Source organism: Micromonospora sp. AMSO12t (genome assembly GCF_008806585.1).
Taxonomy (GTDB): Bacteria; Actinomycetota; Actinomycetes; order Mycobacteriales; family Micromonosporaceae; genus Micromonospora; species Micromonospora reichwaldensis.
Genome location: NZ_WAAS01000057.1, coordinates 15078 through 32162, shown reverse-complemented (window position 1 = coordinate 32162; position 17085 = coordinate 15078). Strand labels below are relative to the sequence as shown.

General features: G+C 75.5%; 18 protein-coding genes. 11 read left to right on the top strand and 7 right to left on the bottom strand.

Annotation, left to right across the window (positions count from 1 at the left end; translation table 11 throughout):
• Positions 1–100 precede the first annotated feature (100 nt).
• The 6 genes from F6X68_RS11845 to F6X68_RS11815 all read left to right on the top strand — a co-directional run bounded on the left by F6X68_RS11845 (position 101) and on the right by F6X68_RS11815 (position 4645).
• Positions 101–655, top strand: a complete 555-nt coding sequence (locus F6X68_RS11845; RefSeq protein WP_151454318.1) for a winged helix-turn-helix domain-containing protein — start codon at positions 101–103, stop codon at positions 653–655.
• Between the two features lie 388 nt (positions 656–1043).
• A complete protein-coding gene (locus tag F6X68_RS11840) occupies positions 1044–1646 on the top strand; it encodes a winged helix-turn-helix domain-containing protein (RefSeq protein WP_151454317.1) in 603 nt (200 codons plus the stop codon).
• Between the two features lie 148 nt (positions 1647–1794).
• Positions 1795–2433, top strand: a complete 639-nt coding sequence (locus F6X68_RS11835; protein WP_132237939.1) for a uridine kinase — start codon at positions 1795–1797, stop codon at positions 2431–2433.
• Between the two features lie 162 nt (positions 2434–2595).
• A complete protein-coding gene (locus F6X68_RS11830) occupies positions 2596–2994 on the top strand; it encodes a TraR/DksA C4-type zinc finger protein (RefSeq protein ID WP_089000644.1) in 399 nt (132 codons plus the stop codon).
• A gap of 48 nt (positions 2995–3042) precedes the next feature.
• Positions 3043–3915, top strand: a complete 873-nt coding sequence (locus F6X68_RS11825) for a DUF72 domain-containing protein (RefSeq protein ID WP_151454316.1) — start codon at positions 3043–3045, stop codon at positions 3913–3915.
• A gap of 301 nt (positions 3916–4216) precedes the next feature.
• A complete protein-coding gene (locus F6X68_RS11815) occupies positions 4217–4645 on the top strand; it encodes a DUF2267 domain-containing protein (protein ID WP_151454315.1) in 429 nt (142 codons plus the stop codon).
• A 57-nt stretch (positions 4646–4702) separates the two neighbouring features.
• Here F6X68_RS11815 and F6X68_RS11810 read toward each other — a convergent pair whose 3' ends face one another.
• On the bottom strand, positions 4703–5512 hold the full coding sequence (locus F6X68_RS11810) for a DUF72 domain-containing protein (RefSeq protein WP_151454314.1): 810 nt from the start codon (positions 5510–5512) through the stop codon (positions 4703–4705).
• Between the two features lie 10 nt (positions 5513–5522).
• Entirely contained in the window at positions 5523–6302 is a 780-nt protein-coding gene (locus F6X68_RS11805; RefSeq protein WP_225852152.1) for a PIG-L deacetylase family protein, read from the bottom strand.
• Between the two features lie 236 nt (positions 6303–6538).
• Here F6X68_RS11805 and F6X68_RS11800 point away from each other — a divergent pair, with 236 nt between their 5' ends.
• Together F6X68_RS11800 and F6X68_RS11795 are read left to right on the top strand one after the other, a co-directional pair.
• On the top strand, positions 6539–6826 hold the full coding sequence (locus tag F6X68_RS11800; protein WP_151454313.1) for a hypothetical protein: 288 nt from the start codon (positions 6539–6541) through the stop codon (positions 6824–6826).
• Between the two features lie 9 nt (positions 6827–6835).
• Positions 6836–8104, top strand: a complete 1269-nt coding sequence (locus tag F6X68_RS11795) for a cupin domain-containing protein (RefSeq protein ID WP_151454312.1) — start codon at positions 6836–6838, stop codon at positions 8102–8104.
• A 97-nt stretch (positions 8105–8201) separates the two neighbouring features.
• Here the strand turns inward: F6X68_RS11795 and F6X68_RS11790 are convergent, their stop codons facing one another.
• The 5 genes from F6X68_RS11790 to F6X68_RS11770 form a co-directional block, all read right to left on the bottom strand.
• Positions 8202–8867, bottom strand: coding sequence for a hypothetical protein (locus F6X68_RS11790; RefSeq protein WP_151454311.1), 666 nt, complete (start codon positions 8865–8867; stop codon positions 8202–8204).
• Positions 8864–11536 carry an FtsK/SpoIIIE domain-containing protein gene (locus F6X68_RS11785; protein WP_151454310.1) on the bottom strand — a complete coding sequence of 891 codons (2673 nt, stop codon included), beginning with the start codon at positions 11534–11536 and terminating at the stop codon, positions 8864–8866. Before F6X68_RS11785 ends, F6X68_RS11790 begins: the two co-directional genes overlap by 4 nt.
• Positions 11529–12956, bottom strand: a complete 1428-nt coding sequence (locus tag F6X68_RS11780) for a hypothetical protein (protein ID WP_370518938.1) — start codon at positions 12954–12956, stop codon at positions 11529–11531. Before F6X68_RS11780 ends, F6X68_RS11785 begins: the two co-directional genes overlap by 8 nt.
• A gap of 9 nt (positions 12957–12965) precedes the next feature.
• Positions 12966–13226, bottom strand: coding sequence for a hypothetical protein (locus tag F6X68_RS11775; protein ID WP_089000636.1), 261 nt, complete (start codon positions 13224–13226; stop codon positions 12966–12968).
• Between the two features lie 133 nt (positions 13227–13359).
• Positions 13360–13758, bottom strand: coding sequence for a hypothetical protein (locus tag F6X68_RS11770; RefSeq protein ID WP_151454309.1), 399 nt, complete (start codon positions 13756–13758; stop codon positions 13360–13362).
• A 192-nt stretch (positions 13759–13950) separates the two neighbouring features.
• Between F6X68_RS11770 and F6X68_RS11765 the strand changes: the two genes are divergently transcribed.
• The 3 genes from F6X68_RS11765 to F6X68_RS11760 are packed head-to-tail and all read left to right on the top strand — an operon-like array spanning position 13951 to position 17037.
• On the top strand, positions 13951–16506 hold the full coding sequence (locus F6X68_RS11765; RefSeq protein WP_151454308.1) for an ATP-dependent Clp protease ATP-binding subunit: 2556 nt from the start codon (positions 13951–13953) through the stop codon (positions 16504–16506).
• A gap of 13 nt (positions 16507–16519) precedes the next feature.
• The gene (locus tag F6X68_RS33475) at positions 16520–16687 is read left to right on the top strand and encodes a hypothetical protein (protein WP_165947855.1); all 168 of its coding nucleotides are present in this window, start codon (positions 16520–16522) and stop codon (positions 16685–16687) included.
• On the top strand, positions 16687–17037 hold the full coding sequence (locus F6X68_RS11760; protein WP_132237915.1) for a DUF3140 domain-containing protein: 351 nt from the start codon (positions 16687–16689) through the stop codon (positions 17035–17037). Before F6X68_RS33475 ends, F6X68_RS11760 begins: the two co-directional genes overlap by 1 nt.
• Positions 17038–17085: the final 48 nt, after the last annotated feature.

Genomic DNA, 17085 nt, shown 5'->3' with positions numbered 1-17085 from the left:
AGCCCACGTCCGCCCCCGCGCCCCCGGTGACCGCCGGTCGGGCGCCGTCCTGACCGTCACGCTCCACCGGGCGTGGCGGCACCGCCGCCCAGGAGGCTCCATGTCCGTCGTCGCCATCCCCACCCGACACCACTCGACCGCGCGCCCCGAGCGGATCGGAGCGGGCCGACCGCGCTCCGCCCCGACCGTCACCATCACCCTCGACCTCGTCCCGGGGCCGGTGAGCCCCCGCCTGGCCCGGCTGCTGGAGCTGATCGGCGAACTCGCCGAGTCGGGGGAGGGGCGGCTGGGTCCCGGCGTCGCCGAGGACCGGCCGGCGGCGCCCCGGCCGGTGCCGGCCGTCGTGGACCCCCAGGCGATCCGGATCGCCACCGGCTCGCGGGTGGTCCACCAGGGCTCCCGCGTGATCCCGCTGACCCGCATCGAGTACGACCTGCTGCTGTTCCTGGCGGAGCAGCCCCGCCGGGTGTTCACCCGGCTCCAGCTGCTGAGTCGGGTGTGGGGCTACGAGCACGCGGTGGCGCGCACCGTCGACGTGCACGTCCGCCGGCTGCGCGCCAAGCTCGACCCGGACATGCCGGTGGTGACCACCGTCTACGGCGTGGGCTACCGCCTCGCCGACGAGGCACGGATCGAGATCGAGCGCAGTCGCTGACGGCGCCACCCGCGCGGCGTGCCCGGCCTTGGGCGCGCCGCGCCGCCGCGTCCGCGTCCGCAGTGTCCCGTCGCCGGTACGCCGCGCGGCACCCCGGTCGCGTGCCCACGGCCGTCCGGAGGGCCGACGCGATCCACGCTGATCCATTCCCGGCGCACCCGCGCCGACCACCGTGAACCGGGCGGGCACCCCCCTATCGGGTCAACCCGGCGGCTCTGCTGTAATCATCAGGCTTCGTACGCAGAGCGAGCATCCGGCTCCGATGCGTTCGTCAATTGTCACATTCATGCAACGCAGCCGCCCCTTGACCCTCGCCCGGGCGCCGGGAAGCATCGATGGAGCGGCGTCCCGGGCCGTGGGGAGATACCCGGACCAGCCAAGGAGGACCATGTCGGTCAGCCCCGCCTCGTCGCGCGCCGGATGGCATACGTCCCAGCCCGCTGTTCCCGGACGACCCCCGGGGGGCCAGCGTCGCCCCGCCAACACCGCCGCACCGATGCTCACGGTGACCCTGAACATCCCGTTGGCATCCGAGGAGTCGCTGACCGCGCCCGCCCGACGGCTGCTGGAGGCCGCCCGGGAGATGCTGGAACGCGGCGAGGGCACCGTCATCACCGCCACCGTCGAACGCCGCCCCGACCCGGTGCCCGCCGGCCGCGCGCCGTCGCGCCCGGTCGCCGCCACCATCCCGACCCTGCACATCCTCGCCTCGTCCCGGTCGGTGCTGCGCGACGGCGAGCCGTTGCCCCTGACCCGGCTGGAGTTCGACCTGCTGCTGCACCTCGTCGCCCACCCCCGCCGGGTCTTCACCCGGTTGCAGCTGCTCAACGCGGTCTGGGGCTACGAGCACGCCGGCGTGCGTACCGTGGACGTGCACGTCCGTCGGCTGCGTGGCAAGGTCGGCGTCGACGTCCCGCTGGTCACCACCGTCTACGGCGTCGGCTACCGGCTCGCCGACGACGCCCGCGTCACCATCGACCGCAACGGCTGACGCCGCCCACCGCGCGAGCACCGTCCACGGCGCGAGCACCGTCCACCGCGCGCGTTCGGCCGCGCGAGCACTGGCCTTACGAGCACCGACCGCGCGGGCGCCGGCCGCCGCGCCCCGTCCGGGGCGGCCGGCGGGGCACCATGGTCGGATGCGGATCCGACCCATCTCCCCGGAGCTGCTCGTCGCCGAGCTGACCGAGCGCCTCGCCGGCACCGACGCCCCCGGCCGGCTGCGGGTGGCCGTCGACGGCGCCCCGGCGGCCGGCCCGGACGAACTCGCCGCCGCGCTGGTCGACCCGCTGCGCGCGCTCGGTCGGCCCGTGCTGCACGTACGCGCCGCCGACTTCCTCCGCCCCGCGTCGGTGCGCCTCGAGTTCGGCCGGACCAACCCCGACGCGTTCTACGAGGGCTGGGTCGACGAGCCGGGGCTGCGGCGGGAGGTGCTCGACCCGGCGGGGCCCGGCGGCTCGGGACGGGTGCTGCCCTCGCTGTGGGACGCCACCACAGACCGGGCCAGCCGCGCCGCGTACGTCGACCTGCCGCCCGGGGGAGTCGTGCTGGTCAGCGGGGCACTGCTGCTCGGCGGGGGCCTGCCCTTCGACGTCACGGTCCACCTGGTGCTCTCCCCGGCAGCCCTGGACCGGCGCACCGACCCCGCGCAGCGGTGGACGCTGCCCGCCTTCGCCCGGTACGCCGACGAGGTCGCACCGGCCTCCTTCGCCGACGTCGTGGTCCGCGCCGACGATCCCCGGCATCCGGCGCTGGTGGAGTCCCCGGTGTCGCCCTGACGCCGTGACACGGCGAAAAGTCGTCGGTTTGACGGTCGACGTGCCGGGGTATTCGCCCGGCTCACAGAGCGCGGGTGATCCGCCCGCGCGCAGACCACCACGGCGCCGGGCGCACCTACCCGGTGCCCCGGCGGATCTTCCAGGCCAGAAAGGCAGGCAGCGATGCTCGTCCACGACACGATCGGTACGGGCCGATCCCAGGCGGAGATCGACCAGATCCGGCGCTCCCTGCAGGCCCGCTACGACGAGCTGTCCGCGGAGTACGAGCAGGCGGTGCTGCAGAGCCAGGTGCTGCGACTGGTGGAGGTGGGTGACACCGCCGGTGACGACCAGGCCGACAGCGGCACCAAGACGGCGGAGCGGGACACCGCGCAGTCCCTGCTGCGGACCATCCTCGACCGCCGCGCCCAGTACGAGCACGCCCTCACCCGGCTGGAGGAGGGCACCTACGGCTTCTGCGAGGGCTGCACCTCGGCGATCCCCGTCGAGCGGCTGGAGATCTTCCCCTCCGCCACCACCTGCGTGCAGTGCAAGCAGAACCGGGAACGTCGGGCGGCCTGATCCCCGCCAGCGGTTGCCGGTCGGTCCGGACCGCGGCGAGGTCGACCGATGGGTGAGATCAAGGTCGGCACCGCCTCCTGGACCGACCGGACCTTGTTGGACTCCGGCTGGTATCCGCAGACCGCCGACACCCCGGAGAAGCGGCTGGCGTACTACGCCCGCCAGTTCCCGCTGGTCGAGGTCGACGCCACCTACTACTCGCCGCCCGCCGAGCGGACGGCGAGGCTGTGGGCCGAGCGCACCCCGGCCGGCTTCACCTTCAACGTCAAGGCGTTCAGCCTGCTCACCGGGCACCCGACCCGGGTCGGCGCGCTCTACAAGGACCTCCGGCCGGACACGGGGAAGAAGAACCTGTACCCGGACGACCTGCCGCCGCAGGCGTACGAGGAGGTGTGGACGCGCTTCCTCGCCGCGCTGGACCCGCTGGTCGAGGCGGGCAAGCTCGGCGCGCTGCTGTTCCAGTTCCCACCCTGGTTCACCATCAGGCGGGACAACAAGCAGTACCTGCTGGAGGTGGCGAAGCGCTGCGCCCCGCTGCGCCCGGTCTACGAGTTCCGGCACGCCTCCTGGTTCGACGGCGACAACGCCGACGAGACCCTCGACTTCCTGCGCGAGCACCGGCTGGCGTACGTCTGCGTGGACATGCCGCAGGGGCACCGCTCGTCGGTGCCCCCGGTGTTGGCCGCCACCGCGGACCTCGCGGTGGTCCGCTTCCACGGGCACAGCGACAAGTGGACCAGCAAGGACATCCACGAGAAGTTCGGCTACCGCTACGCCGACCGGGAGCTGCGCGACTGGGCGCCGAAGCTGCGCGAGCTGGCCGACTCGACCGGGCAGACCCACGTCCTCTTCAACAACTGCTACCGCGACTACGCGCAGACCAACGCCGCGACCCTCGCCGGGCTGCTCGACGCGGACTGAGCCGGGCGGTTCACTCCGTCGGGGTGAGGGCCGCTCACCCCGGCGCGACGAAGCATGGACGGTGTGTGCGGCCGACCGTGGCCGCGGCAGGCGACACCACGGAGGTGGGTGGAGATGACGGTTCGGGTGGTCCCGGGTCGACGACGCGGCCCCGTGCTGCACGTCGTCGGGTCGTCCCCCGACGCCCGGTGGGCGCCGCGCCCCGCCCGGGTCGGTCCGACCCGGCAGCCGCGCGGCCCGGTGGGGCCGCCGCGACGTGACGACGACCGACGGTGGGAGACCGACGTACGGGGGTGGACAGATGGCTGAGCAGCTGCATTCCGCGTTCGAGTCCTCGATGGACAAGACCAACATCATCCTCAAGGACATCGAGCAGGCCTACGGCTGGCCCAAGGAGCAACGCAACCAGTCCTACTGCGCGCTGCGCACGGTGCTGCACCTGCTGCGCGACCGGATGCCGGTGCAGGAGAGCGTGGAGTTCGCCGCGCAGCTCCCGGTGCTGGTGCGCGGGATCTACTTCGACGGCTGGAAGCCGTCGGACGTGCCGATCAAGCTCAACCGGGACGACTTCCTGCTGGAGGTCCGGCAGGGCTTCCCGTACGACGTCGAGGGCGGCCCGGAGCGCGTGGTGCAGGTGGTGCTGGACACCCTGCGCCGCCACGTGACCCAGGGCGAGTGGGAGGACGTGAAGGCCACGATGCCCCGGGACATGGCGAACATCCTTCCCTGACGCGCCGCACGTCCGCGACGGTCCGCTCCGCCCCTGGCGGAGCGGACCGCGCGCCGTTCACGCCGGCCCGCTCGGCGCCACTTCTCCCTCGCCCTCGTCGTCGAGGGCCGGGGGCGTCCCGGGTACGCGGCTGACCGACCGGCCGGCCCGGCGGGCGAGCGCGGCGAAGGCGGTCGCGTCGACGATGGCGGCGCCGCCCGGGTCGTTGTTGAAGTAGACGTACGCGGGCTCGTCGTCGCCGAACGCGTCGGCCAGCCGGCGCACCCAGGAGGCCAGCGACGTGCGGCCGTAGCGGGGCCAGGGCTTGGCCCGTCCTTCGTGCAGCCGCAGGTAGCCGAAGTCTGCGGTACGCCAGCGGGGCGCGACGGGCCGGCCGAGCCGGTCCGCCCAGACCAGCGCCGCCCGCCGCCGCTCCAGGACGGCGCGGGTGGCGTCGGTCCACCATGACGGGTGCCGCGGCTCGACCGCGACCCGCACCTCGGCGGGGAAGAGCCGCAGCGTGGCGTCCAGCGCCGCCGGGTCGGCGGGCAGGTTCGGCGGCAGTTGCACCAGCACGGGGCCGAGCCGGTCGCCGAGCGCGGTGGCCCGGCCCAGGAAGCGGGCCACTGGCTCGGCGGGGTCGCGTAGGCGCTTGACGTGGGTGAGGTAGCGGCTCATCTTCACCGCCACGCAGAAGTCGTCGGGGGTACGGGCCCGCCAGGCCGCGAAGGTGTCGCGCTCGGGCAGCCGGTAGAAGGCGTTGTTGACCTCCACCGTGGCGAACCGGGCGGCGAAGTGCTCCAGCCAGAGCCGCTGCGGCAGCCCGGCCGGATAGAAGCGGCCCCGCCAGTCGCGGTACTGCCATCCCGAGGTGCCGAGCAGGATCATCCGCCGTCCCTCACCAGAGGTCGAAGTGGAAGACCTCGAAGGCGGTGCCGTAACGGACGCCCAGTCGGGCGCCGACGGGGCGGCAGAGCCCTTCGAGGAACTCCTCGGGGTCGAAGCTGCCGTCGCCCAGCCCGCTCAGGTACGCGTCGTGCGCCCGCAGCGAGGCCACGCCCCGCGCGAAGGTGTCGGTGACGTCCACCCCGTGTGCGGCGAGGGGCGAGGAGGCGGCCCAGACCTGGCGCACCCCGTTCCACGGCCCGATCCCGTCGACGAGCTGCTCCGGGAACACCCACCGGTTGCCGGCGTCGCGGACGGCGTCCAGCACCGCCCGGCCGGTGGCGATGTGGTCGGCCTGGTTGAGGGCGTACGCACCGTCCCAGGTGTCCCGGAAGTTGTTGGTGATCACGATCTCGGGGCGGTGCCGGCGGACGACCCCGGCCAGGGCGCGACGCAGCGGCACGCCGTACTCCAGGACGCCGTCGGGCAGGCCGAGGAACTCCACGGTCTCCACCCCGACCAGGGCGGCGGACTCGCGTTGCTCCCGCTCCCGGACCTCCCTCGCCCGCGGCGGGGGCATCGCGTCGATGCCGGCCTCGCCGCTGGTGACGAGGCAGTAGACGACCTGTCTGCCCTGCGCCGTCCAGCGGGCGACCGCGGCGGCGGCGCCGAACTCCAGGTCGTCGGGGTGCGCCACGATCGCCAGCGCGCGCTGCCACTGCTCGGTCACCGGTTCCAGCGGGCGCGGCCCGGTCGGCTCGGTCATCGCCACCTCCTGCTCGGGCAGCACCATCCTGTCACCGCCGGCGTCGCCGCGCCGGGCGGCGCGAACCCCGGTGCCGTCGGCGTCGGATCCGCACCGCGCGCCGCGACGTGCCTGCTGGCGGCCCTGACCGGGCACGGCGAACCGCCGGTGTGAACCGGAAAGGACGTCTACGGTGTGGTTAGAGAAGATCGCGTGTGGGGTACCACCCGCTGCACGACGGACCCCGGCGTAACGGCGGGGCGGCACATCCCTAGGGAGCACCGATGGCACTCAACGACGACGACATGCAGACCAGCAGCGGTGGCGGCCCCGAGGGCCCGGCCGACGGCGGCGCAACCCCGGGCCAGCAGGACGGTGGCGCCGACGGTGGTGCCGACCGCGGTGCCGAGCGTGGCGCCGACCAGGGCGCTGACCAGGGCGCGGAGGGTCCCGCCGACGGCGGTGCGACCCCGGGCCAGCACGACGGTGGCGCCGACGGCAGCGCGGAGGGTCCCGCCGACGGCGGTGCCACGCCGGGCCAGCACGACGGTGGCGCCGACGGCAGCGCCTGACGGACCGCCATGACCGACATCGACCCGCCGGGCGGCGACGGCCGCCCGGCGGTCCCGTCCGAGGCCTCGGCCGCGCTCGCCCGCTGCGTGTCGGTCGAGCCGGCGAAGTTCGCCGCCGCCCACTGGGGACGCACCCCGCTGCTCTCCCGCGCCGACGAACTGCCCAACCGGGCCGGCTTCACCGACCTGCTCAGCCCCGCTGACGCAGACGAGCTGCTCAGCCGCCGCGGCCTGCGTACGCCGTTCCTGCGCATCGCCAAGGACGGCCAGCTCGTGCCGGCGGCCCGCTTCACCGGCGGCGGTGGTGCCGGCGCCGAGATCGCCGACCAGGTCCTCGACGAGCGGGTGCTGGAGCTGTACGCCGGCGGCGCCACCCTCGTCCTGCAGGGTCTGCACCGCACCTGGCCGGCCCTGACCGACTTCACCCGCGAACTCGGCACCGCCGTCGGGCAGCCGTTGCAGGTCAACGCCTACCTGACCCCCGCCGGCAGCCAGGGGTTCGCCACCCACTACGACACCCACGACGTCTTCGTCCTCCAGGTCGACGGCCGCAAGCACTGGCGGATCCACCCGCCGGTGCTGCCGGACCCGCTGGAGAAGCAGCCGTGGGGCGGCCGGGCCGACGAGGTCGCCGCCACCGCCGACGGGCCCGCCGCGCTGGACGTCGTGCTCGCCCCCGGCGACGCGCTCTACCTGCCCCGCGGTTGGCTGCACAGCGCGCAGGCCCAGGAGTCCAGCTCGCTGCACCTGACCGTCGGCGTCCGGGCGCTGACCCGCTACGCCATGGTCGAGGAGCTGCTGGCCCTCGCCGCCGAGGACCCGCGGCTGCGCGCCACGCTGCCGTTCGGCACCGACGTCGCCGATCCGGACGCGATCGAGCCGGAGCTGACCGAGACGGTGGAGGCGCTGCGGGACTGGCTGCTGCGGGCCGACCCGGCGGCCGTCGCCGCCCGGCTGCGGCAGCGCGCCTGGCCGGCCGCCCGGCCCGCGCCCATCCGACCCCTGGCCCAGGCCACCGCGCTGGCGGCCCTGGACGCCGACACCCGGCTCGCCCCGCGACCCGGCCTGCGCTGGCGGCTCACCCCTCGGGGCGACCAGGTCGCGCTCGTGCTGTTCGACCGCACGATCACCCTGCCCGCGTCGTGCGCGCCGGCCGTGCACGCCCTGCTCGGCGCCGGGTCCGTCCGGGTCGGCGACCTGCCGGGCCTGGACGACGACACCGACCGGATCACCCTGGCCCGCCGCCTCCTGCGCGAGGCGGTGCTGGTCCCCGCCTGAGCGGGCCACCGTTTCGGCGGCGGGGCGACGACCCCGGCTGCCGTCGGCCGCGTGTGCGGCCGGCCAGCCGGCGCTGGCACGGCGACGGAGCCACGGTTCAGCGGCCGGCGACGAGCAGCGCGACCGTGGTCACCAGCCCGGCGACGAGCACGACGGTCATCGGCCGGGGGCCGAGCACGGCGTGCCGACGGTCGGCGAGGACCTTCGCCGGCACCAGACCGACCAGCGGACCCAGCAGCGTCACCACCAGGGCCAGCACCGGCAGCCCGACCCCGAGCTCGCCGCCGTACCGCTCGCCCGCCGCCCGGGCCGCGCCACCGAGGGCGTACGCGAGCACCGCGCCCGCCACCCCGCACAACGCCAGCAGCGGGTTGACCGAGCCCGGCAGGTCACCCGGCTGGCGGGTGCGGTTGAGCAGGTCCCGCACGCCGGCCAGCAGCGGAGCCGGGTCGCCCGTCGCGCCGGGCACCGGCGCCGGTGGCCCGCCCGCCCGGCGACCCGAGCCGCCGAGCCGGCCGCGCAGCAGTTGCCACAGGTCGGCGACCTCGGCGTCCACCCGTTCCTGCTCCTCCCGCGCGTCCACCAGCTCCCGCTCCGCGCGCCGCAGCTCGGCCTCCGCCTCGGCGACGGCCCGCTCGGCCGCCGCGCACTGCTGGGCGTGCCAGGTGTGCGCCTCGGCCCGCTGGACGCGCACCCGCGCGCTCAGCTCGGCCAGCCGACGGATCTGGGCCGCGTACGACTCACTGGTCACCGGTTCGTTCATCGCGCCGGCCCGTAGGGAATGATCACCTGGCCGGTGCGGTGCACCGCCCGATCGAAGAACAGCCCCCGCCAGGGCCGGGGATACCAGTCCGGGCCGCCCGTCCCCGGATACAGCGACGAACCCAGCTCGCCGCCGTGGGCGTCCAGCGCCACCCAGGCGCCGATCTGGTCCGTCCGGGCCGCCGGCCCGCCCAGGTCGGCCCGCATCCGGGCGACGCCCCGCCACCAGGCCAGCACGTGGGTGCGCCGCTCCGGCCCGTCGTGCAGGATCCGGCGCAGCTCCTCCAGCCCGGTGCGCCGGCCGATCCGCGTGGCCAACGCCCCGGCCGCCGCGTCGACGGCGAACAGCAGCAGGTAGTGCGGCATGCCCGGCGCACCGAGCCCCTCGGCGGTCTCGGCCATCAGCTCGCCGACGGTCTCCTCGTCGTACCAGGCGGCGTCCTCGGCGAGATCCTCGTAGAGGGACCGGGCGGCCGGGTCGGCGTCCGGGTCGAGGCAGGCGATCGAGAACCGGGCCGTGCCGGGGCGGTGCTGGCGGGCCAGGGAGCGGGCCGCCGCGTCGAGCACCGCGCACGCCTCGTCCACCCGGGTGCCGAGCACCGCCAGGTTGCGGCCGGGAGCCCGGGGCAGCCGCAACGCCGCCGAGCGGGACTGCACATCGATGATCTCGCCGAGCAGCGCGACCGGCGTACGCGGGTGCCCCGTCTCCGGCGCGGCCAGCGCCCGGAAGTCCGGCGCGTCGGCGAGGCGGGGGATCGCGTCGCCGTCGAAGAGCCGGGCCGGCGCGGCGTCCTGCGGGCGCATCCGCCACAGCCGGTGCTGCAACTCGCTCCACGTCTCCCAGTCGCTGGCCGACGGGATCCGGGCCACCTGGTTGCCCTCCGCCATGCCGGACTCCGCGTTGACCACCGCGTGGTGGCGCGGCAGGGACTGGGCGGCGTCGTTGCGCTCGGCGAGGATCCGCAGCGCCTTCGGCAGCGCGATGCGCAACGTGAACTGCGCGACCAGGGCCGGCCGTCCCCACAGCGCCTCGATGCCGCGTACGTCCTGCGAGGCGAGCACCAGGTGGATGCCCTGGGACCGGCCGCGCCGGGCCAGGTCCTCCAGCAGGTCGGCGGCCTCCCGGGCGACCACGTCCCGCCCGGCCAGCAGCATCTGGAACTCGTCGACCACCGCGACGATCCGCGGCCAGTGCCCCGTGGGGTCGACCGCGCGCAGCTCGGCGAGCTTGGTGACCTCGTGCTTCTTCGCGGCGTCGGCCCGCCGCCGCAGCTCCTCGGCGAGGAAGCGCAGCAACGCCAGGCCGAACTCCCGGTCGGTGTTGACGTTGATCCCGACGAGCCGCATGTGCGGCAGCCAGCTCGGGTCCCGCCGGCCCTTGGCGAACCGGGCGAACGACACCCCCTCCTTGAAGTCCAGCAGGTAGAACTCCAGCTCGCTGGGGGAGTAGCGGGCCGCCAGCGCGCCGATCCAGGCGAAGATCAGGTTCGTCTTGCCGGTGCCGGACGGGCCGCCGATCAACGCGTGCGGCGGGTAGTCGCCCAGGGTGAGCAGCACCGGCCGGCCGTGCGGGCCCTCGCCGATCGGGGCGGTCAGCCCGGTGGCGGAGTCCTCCCGCCACATCTGCTCCACCGGCGGCAGCAGGTCGGTGAACGGAGTCGGGGCGGGGCCGGCGTTGACCCGCGCCGCCACCTCCCGGCAGGTCTCGGTGACCAGGACCGGCGGGGGTGGCGGGTCGAGGCGTACGGGCAGGCCGGTCGGCCCGCCGATCCGGGCGCCGTCGGCGTACGCGCCCACCCGGGTCACGGTGGGATCCTCGGGCAGCGACACGCCCCGCACCACCAGGTGCACGCCGCAGGCCGCCCCGGTGCGGACCACCCGGTCGAGCTGGCCGCGTTCGTGCCGCGACAGCTCGTCCCCGCCCAGCAGCACCGCCACCCGCCACGGCTCGGGCCGGCGACCGGTGGCGGCGGCCAGCTCGCGCAGCGAGACGTACTCCCCGGCCAGCACCGTCTCGTTGATCCGGCGGATCTGCTCCACCAGGTCGTCGAGGAGCCGGGCCAAGCCGCCCGGGCCGACGAAGGTGAGCAGCCCGGCCGTGCCGAGGGGGGCGAAACCGGCCAGGCCGCCGCCCAGGTGTTCGGGGTCGTAGCCGACCAGCCGTACGGCGCCCGGATCGGCGCGCCCGACGCCGCGCAGCAGCAGCGCCGACACCACCGCGTCGCAGCCCTCCCGGTCGTCCCCGGTCAGCTCGACGTGGCCGGCGTCGAGCAGCGGCACCAGCGCCGGCACCGGTTCGGCGCCGGGGATGCGTACCGTGCCGATGCGCAGCGCGCCCGGCGGTTCGGCCCGCCGGGTCGGGGTCGGGTGCCACCGCGTCCAGTCCGCGGAGGCCGCCCCGGGGGCCTCCCGCTGCGCCGCGTCCGCCGCCCGCCGGGCCAGCTCCGCGATGCGTGCGGCGTGCCGATCGTCGATCTCGGCCAGCCGCCGGTCGCGCTGCGCGCCCACCCGCTCCGGTACGACCGACGCGGCCCGCCGGACCTTCGCCAGCCGCTCCCGGGCCGTGGTCAGCTCGGCCTGCGCGCTGGACAGCCGGGTCCGGGTGGCGCCGAGGGCCTCGCCCAGCATGCCCCTGGCCCGGGTGACCAGCTGGCTCCGCCGGTCAGCCATCGACGCCCCGCCCGCGCGGGCCCGGGGTGCCGCCCGACGCCGGCCGGCCCGCGGGCGGGCTCGACCAGACGCGGCCGGCCGATCCGGGCCGTCCCGCGGCGGCACCGTCGGCGGCCGGTCCACCGCGGCCCGCCGACGCGCCGCCATCGCCCGTCGACCCGCCGTTGCCCGTCGACCCGCCGTTGCCCGTCGACCCGCCGTTGCCCGTCGACCCGCCGGGCCGGCCGTGCGCCGCCGCCCGGTCCGGCGTCGGGCTGGGCCGGCCGTGCGTCGCTGCCCGGTCGGCCGTCGGATCGGGCCGGCCTTGTGTCGTCGTCCGGTCCGGCTTCGGGGCGGCCTGGCCGGCGGTCGCCGCCCGCTCCCGGGCCGCGGTCGACTGGTCGTGTGCCGCCTCCGCCCGGTCCCGTGCCGCCGCGACCCGCTCCCGTGCGTCGGCAACCCGGCCCTTCGCGGCGGCGGCTCGTCGCTGCCACTCGGCGTCGTCGGCCCGGTCGCGGGCGGTCTCCGCCTGCCGGTCCCGCTCGGCGGCGGCGCGTCGCTCCCGGGCCGTCTCGGCCTGCCGGGCCCGCTCGTCCTCGGTGGGCAGGTCCCGGCCGAGCCGGGCCAGCAACACCCCGGTGAGCACCCCCGCGGTGACGGCCGGGTCGGCGGCGTGCGGCTGCTCCGCCTCGCCGCGCCGGGGCGGGGGCATCCGGCAGATCCGGGTCAGCAGCGTGTCCAGCACCGCGGGGGGCAGGCCGGGCAGCAGGTCCCGCACCCGGCCGTCCAGCTCGCGGTGCAGCCGTCCGAGGTCCTCGGCGCGCGGCGGGTGCCCGAGCAGCTCACCGGCCAGCTCGCGCAGCAGCGGCGGGGCGACCGCCGCCAGGCCGAGGCCGACGTCGGCGTGCGCGCGACGCAGTTCGGTGTGCAGCCGGTCGCGGTCGCCGGCGCGGACCCCGCCGACGACCCGGCGCAGCAGCTCCCGGGCGTCGTCGACCCTCTCGTCGGGCTGCTCGGGCGCACCCTCCCGGCCGCCCGTCAGCTCGGCCACCCGTACCGCCCACCAGCGGCGGGGCGTCACGTCGGCGGCCGGCTCCGGCGCCGGCTCCCCGGGGGCCGCCTCGCGCGGCGCGTCGTGCGCGGGCCGGCGCCGGTGCTCCTGCGGCCTGGGGGCGGGGGAGCCGTCGGCGGCCAGCCCGATCGCGGCCAGGTACGCCGAGAGCTGCTCCTGCGCGACGCGTAGCGCGTAGCCGGCGGTCTCGGCGTGTTCGGTGGCGGCGGAGAGCTCCGGCACCCCCATCGGGTCGGCCGACTCCTGGCGGACCCAGCGCAGCCGCTCGGCGGCCAGCCCGAACTTCTCGAGCGCCAGGGCCAGCTGCGCGAGCGGCAGGTCATCGGCGGCGGCGCGGACCTGGGCGCCGACGTCCTCGACGATGGACACGGCCGAACCTCAGAGCGTCGCGACGTAGAGTTGCGCCTGCTCGACGGCGACGAGTGTCGCGGCGAGGCACTCCTCCAGCTCCTGGCTGGCCTGGGTCAGCGAGGACTGGGCCGCCTCGACGGTCTCGTGCCCGCTGCCCTCCAGCGCGCCGGCCAGCGTCTGCTGCGCCTCGGCCAGCTTCTCCCCGGCCGCCTGCACGGCACTCTGGCCGTCGCCGATCTGTTGCAGCGCGACATCGATGGCTGCCTTGAGCTCGGCGACGCTCGCCACGGCGAAACCTCCTGGGGGCGGGGAGGCCTCCATTAGAGCCTATCCCTCACGGTGAGAGAACATCCGCCCTGTCAGTGTTCCTGCCCCGCTGACCGGTTGTCGACCGGAAGCGCTGCTAGTCCGGTTGACGGGACTACCCGGGCGGGGCCGGACGGTCCCGCAGCCAGCGCGGCCCGTACACCTCCGCGCCCTGCGCGACGACGCGTTCCCGCAGCTCACGGTCGGCGGTGACGACCAGCCGCCGGCGCTGCGGCGCGGCGGCGACCAGGTCGACGACGGCGTCGTCGCCGGACCCGGGCGCGGCCACCACCCGGACCCCGGCCGTGCCCGGCACGTCCCGCGCCCGGCCCTCCACCACCAGCACCACCTCCACCGGGGGCGGCAGTTGCGGGGGCAGCCCGGCGGCGGCCACCGGGGCCAGCGAGTCGCGCAGCCGGGCGGTCGCGCCCGCGCGGTCCCGCCACCAACCATCCGGGCGGGACCCCACCACGTTGGCGGCGTCCACGATCAGCAGCGGCATCGTCGGCTCCATCCCGCCAGCCTGCCACCCGCCGGCTGAGGTGCAAGGAAGGGACCCTTCCGCTACCGCAGGCGTTGACGAGGGGCCCTTCCTCGCACCTCGCCCGGGGCCATCGTGGCGGGTCGCGGCGCGGGTGGTGGCGTTTGTCGGGCGGACCGCCGGGTAGCCCCTGGCGACCGTCGCGCCCGACTGCGGAGGACAGACATGATGGGACCCGGTGACTTCGGCTCCGACCCCTGGGACGAGTTCCTGGCCCGGTACTTCGGCCGGGGCGAGGGTGGGCGCCGACCCGCGCACCGGGTCGACATCACCCGGCTGATGACCGCCGACGCCAGGGAGATGCTGGCCGACGCGGCCCGCCGGGCCGCCCAACGCAAGAGCAGCGACCTCGACACCGACCACCTGCTCTGGGCCGCGCTGCAACGCGAACCGCTGCGCGACCTCGTCCGGCGCGCCGGCGCCGACCCGGACACGCTGCTCAACGCGCTCGGTGGGCGCGGCGACGGCGCGCCCAAGGGCGAGGTGCCGCCCAACCTGTCGCTCACCCCCGCGGCCAAGCGGGCGCTGCTCGACGCCCACCAGCTGTCCCGGGCGATGGGCGCCAACTACATCGGCCCCGAGCACATCCTGATGGCGCTGCCGCTGAACCCGGAGTCCCCGGCCGGCCGGATGCTCGCCGCCGGCCGGATCCAGCCGGAGTCGTTGCAGGCGGCCAGCGCCGAGCGCGGGCCGATGACCGGGCCGAAGCCCGACCGCGGCACCCCCACCCTCGACCAGTACGGCCAGGACCTGACCGACCTGGCCCGCAACGACCAGATCGACCCGGTGATCGGCCGGGCCGACGAGATCGAGCAGGCCGTCGAGATCCTGTCCCGGCGGACGAAGAACAACCCGGTGCTGATCGGCGAGGCCGGCGTCGGCAAGACCGCGATCGTGGAGGGCCTGGCGGAGCGGATCTGCGACGGCGACGTGCCGCAGACGCTGCTCGGCAAGCGGGTGATCCAGCTCGACCTGGCCGGCCTGGTGGCGGGAACCCGCTACCGGGGCGACTTCGAGGAGCGGCTGAAGAAGGTCATCGACGAGATCCGGGCGCACCGCGACGAGCTGATCGTCTTCCTGGACGAGATCCACACCCTGGTCGGCGCGGGCGGGGCGGGCAGCGAGGGCGGCATGGACGCCTCGAACATGCTCAAGCCGGCGCTGGCCCGGGGCGAACTGCGGGTGATCGGCGCGACCACCCTGGACGAGTACCGCAAGAGCATCGAGAAGGACGCGGCGCTGGCCCGCCGCTTCCAGCCGGTGTTCGTGCCGGAGCCCACCGTCGACGACACCGTGGCGATCCTGCGCGGGCTGCGCGACCGCTACGAGGCCCACCACCAGGTGCGGTTCACCGACGAGGCGCTGGTCGCCGCGGCCGAGCTGTCCGACCGGTACGTGACCGACCGGTTCCTGCCGGACAAGGCGATCGACCTCATCGACCAGGCCGGCGCGCGGGTCCGGTTGCGCACCCGCACGCCGGCGTCCGACGTGCGGGAGCTGGAGACACAGCTCGAGGAGGTACGCCGGGACAAGGAGCAGGCCGTCGCCGACGAGCAGTACGAGAAGGCGTCCACGCTGCGCGACCAGCTCGCCGAGGTGGAGGAGCAGATCCGCCGGGCCCGGGGCGACGAGGGCGGCCCGTCGCAGGTGCCGGCCGTCGGGCCGCAGGAGATCGCCGAGGTGGTCTCCCGCGCCACCGGCATCCCGATCAGCCAGCTCACCGAGGAGGAACGCGACCGGCTGCTGCGCCTGGAGGGCCACCTGCACGAGAAGGTGGTCGGCCAGGAGGACGCGGTCACCGCGGTCGCCGAGGCGGTCCGCCGCTCGCGTGCCGGGCTGGCCGACCCGGACCGCCCGATGGGCAGCTTCCTCTTCCTCGGGCCCACCGGCGTCGGCAAGACCGAGCTGGCCCGGGCCCTCGCGGAGGCGCTGTTCGGCGAGGCCGACCGGATGGTCCGGGTGGACATGAGCGAGTTCCAGGAGCGGCACACGGTCAGCCGGCTCGTCGGCGCCCCGCCCGGGTACGTCGGCTACGAGGAGGCCGGCCAGCTCACCGAGGCGGTCCGCCGCCGCCCGTACGCGGTGGTGCTGCTCGACGAGATCGAGAAGGCCCACGCCGACGTGTTCAACATCCTGCTCCAGGTGCTCGACGACGGGCGGCTCACCGACAGCCAGGGCCGGACGGTCAACTTCAAGAACACCGTACTGATCATGACGAGCAACCTCGGCTCGGAACTGATCACCGGTGCCCAGCGCGCCGTCGGGTTCGGCACCGGCGCGGAGGGCGGCGAGCAGGAGCGCGACGAGCTGCGCGAGCGGCTGATGCGCCGGCTCCAGGAGAACTTCCGGCCGGAGTTCCTCAACCGCATCGACGAGGTGATCATCTTCCGCCGGCTGGAGGCCGAGCAGCTGCGCCAGATCACCGGCCTGCTGCTGGAGGAGACCCGCCGCCGCCTGCACGCGCAGGACATCCAGGTCCACTTCACCACCGCCGCCGTCGACTGGATCGCCGAGCACGGCTACCAGCCGGAGTTCGGCGCCCGGCCGTTGCGCCGGGTCATCCAGCGGGAGGTGGACAACCAGCTGTCCCGGATGCTGCTGGAGTCGGCGGTCTCACCCGGCCAGAAGATCACCGTGGACGCCCGCGACGGGCGACTCGCCTTCGACGTGACGGCCGGCGAGCGCGGCTACACCCCGGCCACGACGTCCCATCCCCGATGACCGGAGGGCGGACATGAGCGAACCCGAGGAGACCCGGGACGAGAGCGAGCGCACCGATCCGATCGTGGCCCCGCCGACCGCCAACCCCGCCCGGGTGCGGATGCCGCCGGAGGGCGTGGGCCAGCAGGGCGACGACCCGGAACCGGCGGAGTCCGACCGCCGCCGTCGAGAGGAGGGCTGATGGTACGCGAGCAGCGGCTCGAACCCGAGGTGGAGGTGCTCTGGGACGACTTCCACGCCCAGGTGAACGTCCCGTCGGAGCAGTTGCGGCAGTGGTTGCTCACCCGCGGCTCCGGGGAGGAGTCGTTCGGGCCCGACCCGGACCTCGACCTGCCCGGGATGGGCCGGCGGATCCTGCGGGTGCTGGCCAAACGCAAGGTGGACCTCACGCCGGAGGACATCCGGGTGATGCGGGACGCGATCGACGAGATCCAGTCCCTGCTCGACGAGAAGCCGCCCCGCGGCAACGCCGACGACGAGTGGCGGCACGCCCTGCTCGACCTGGGCCACGACGTCCTCGTCGAACGCTGAGCCGGCGGTCGGGCGGCGCCCGGGAGGACCCGGGCGCCGCCCGCCGTG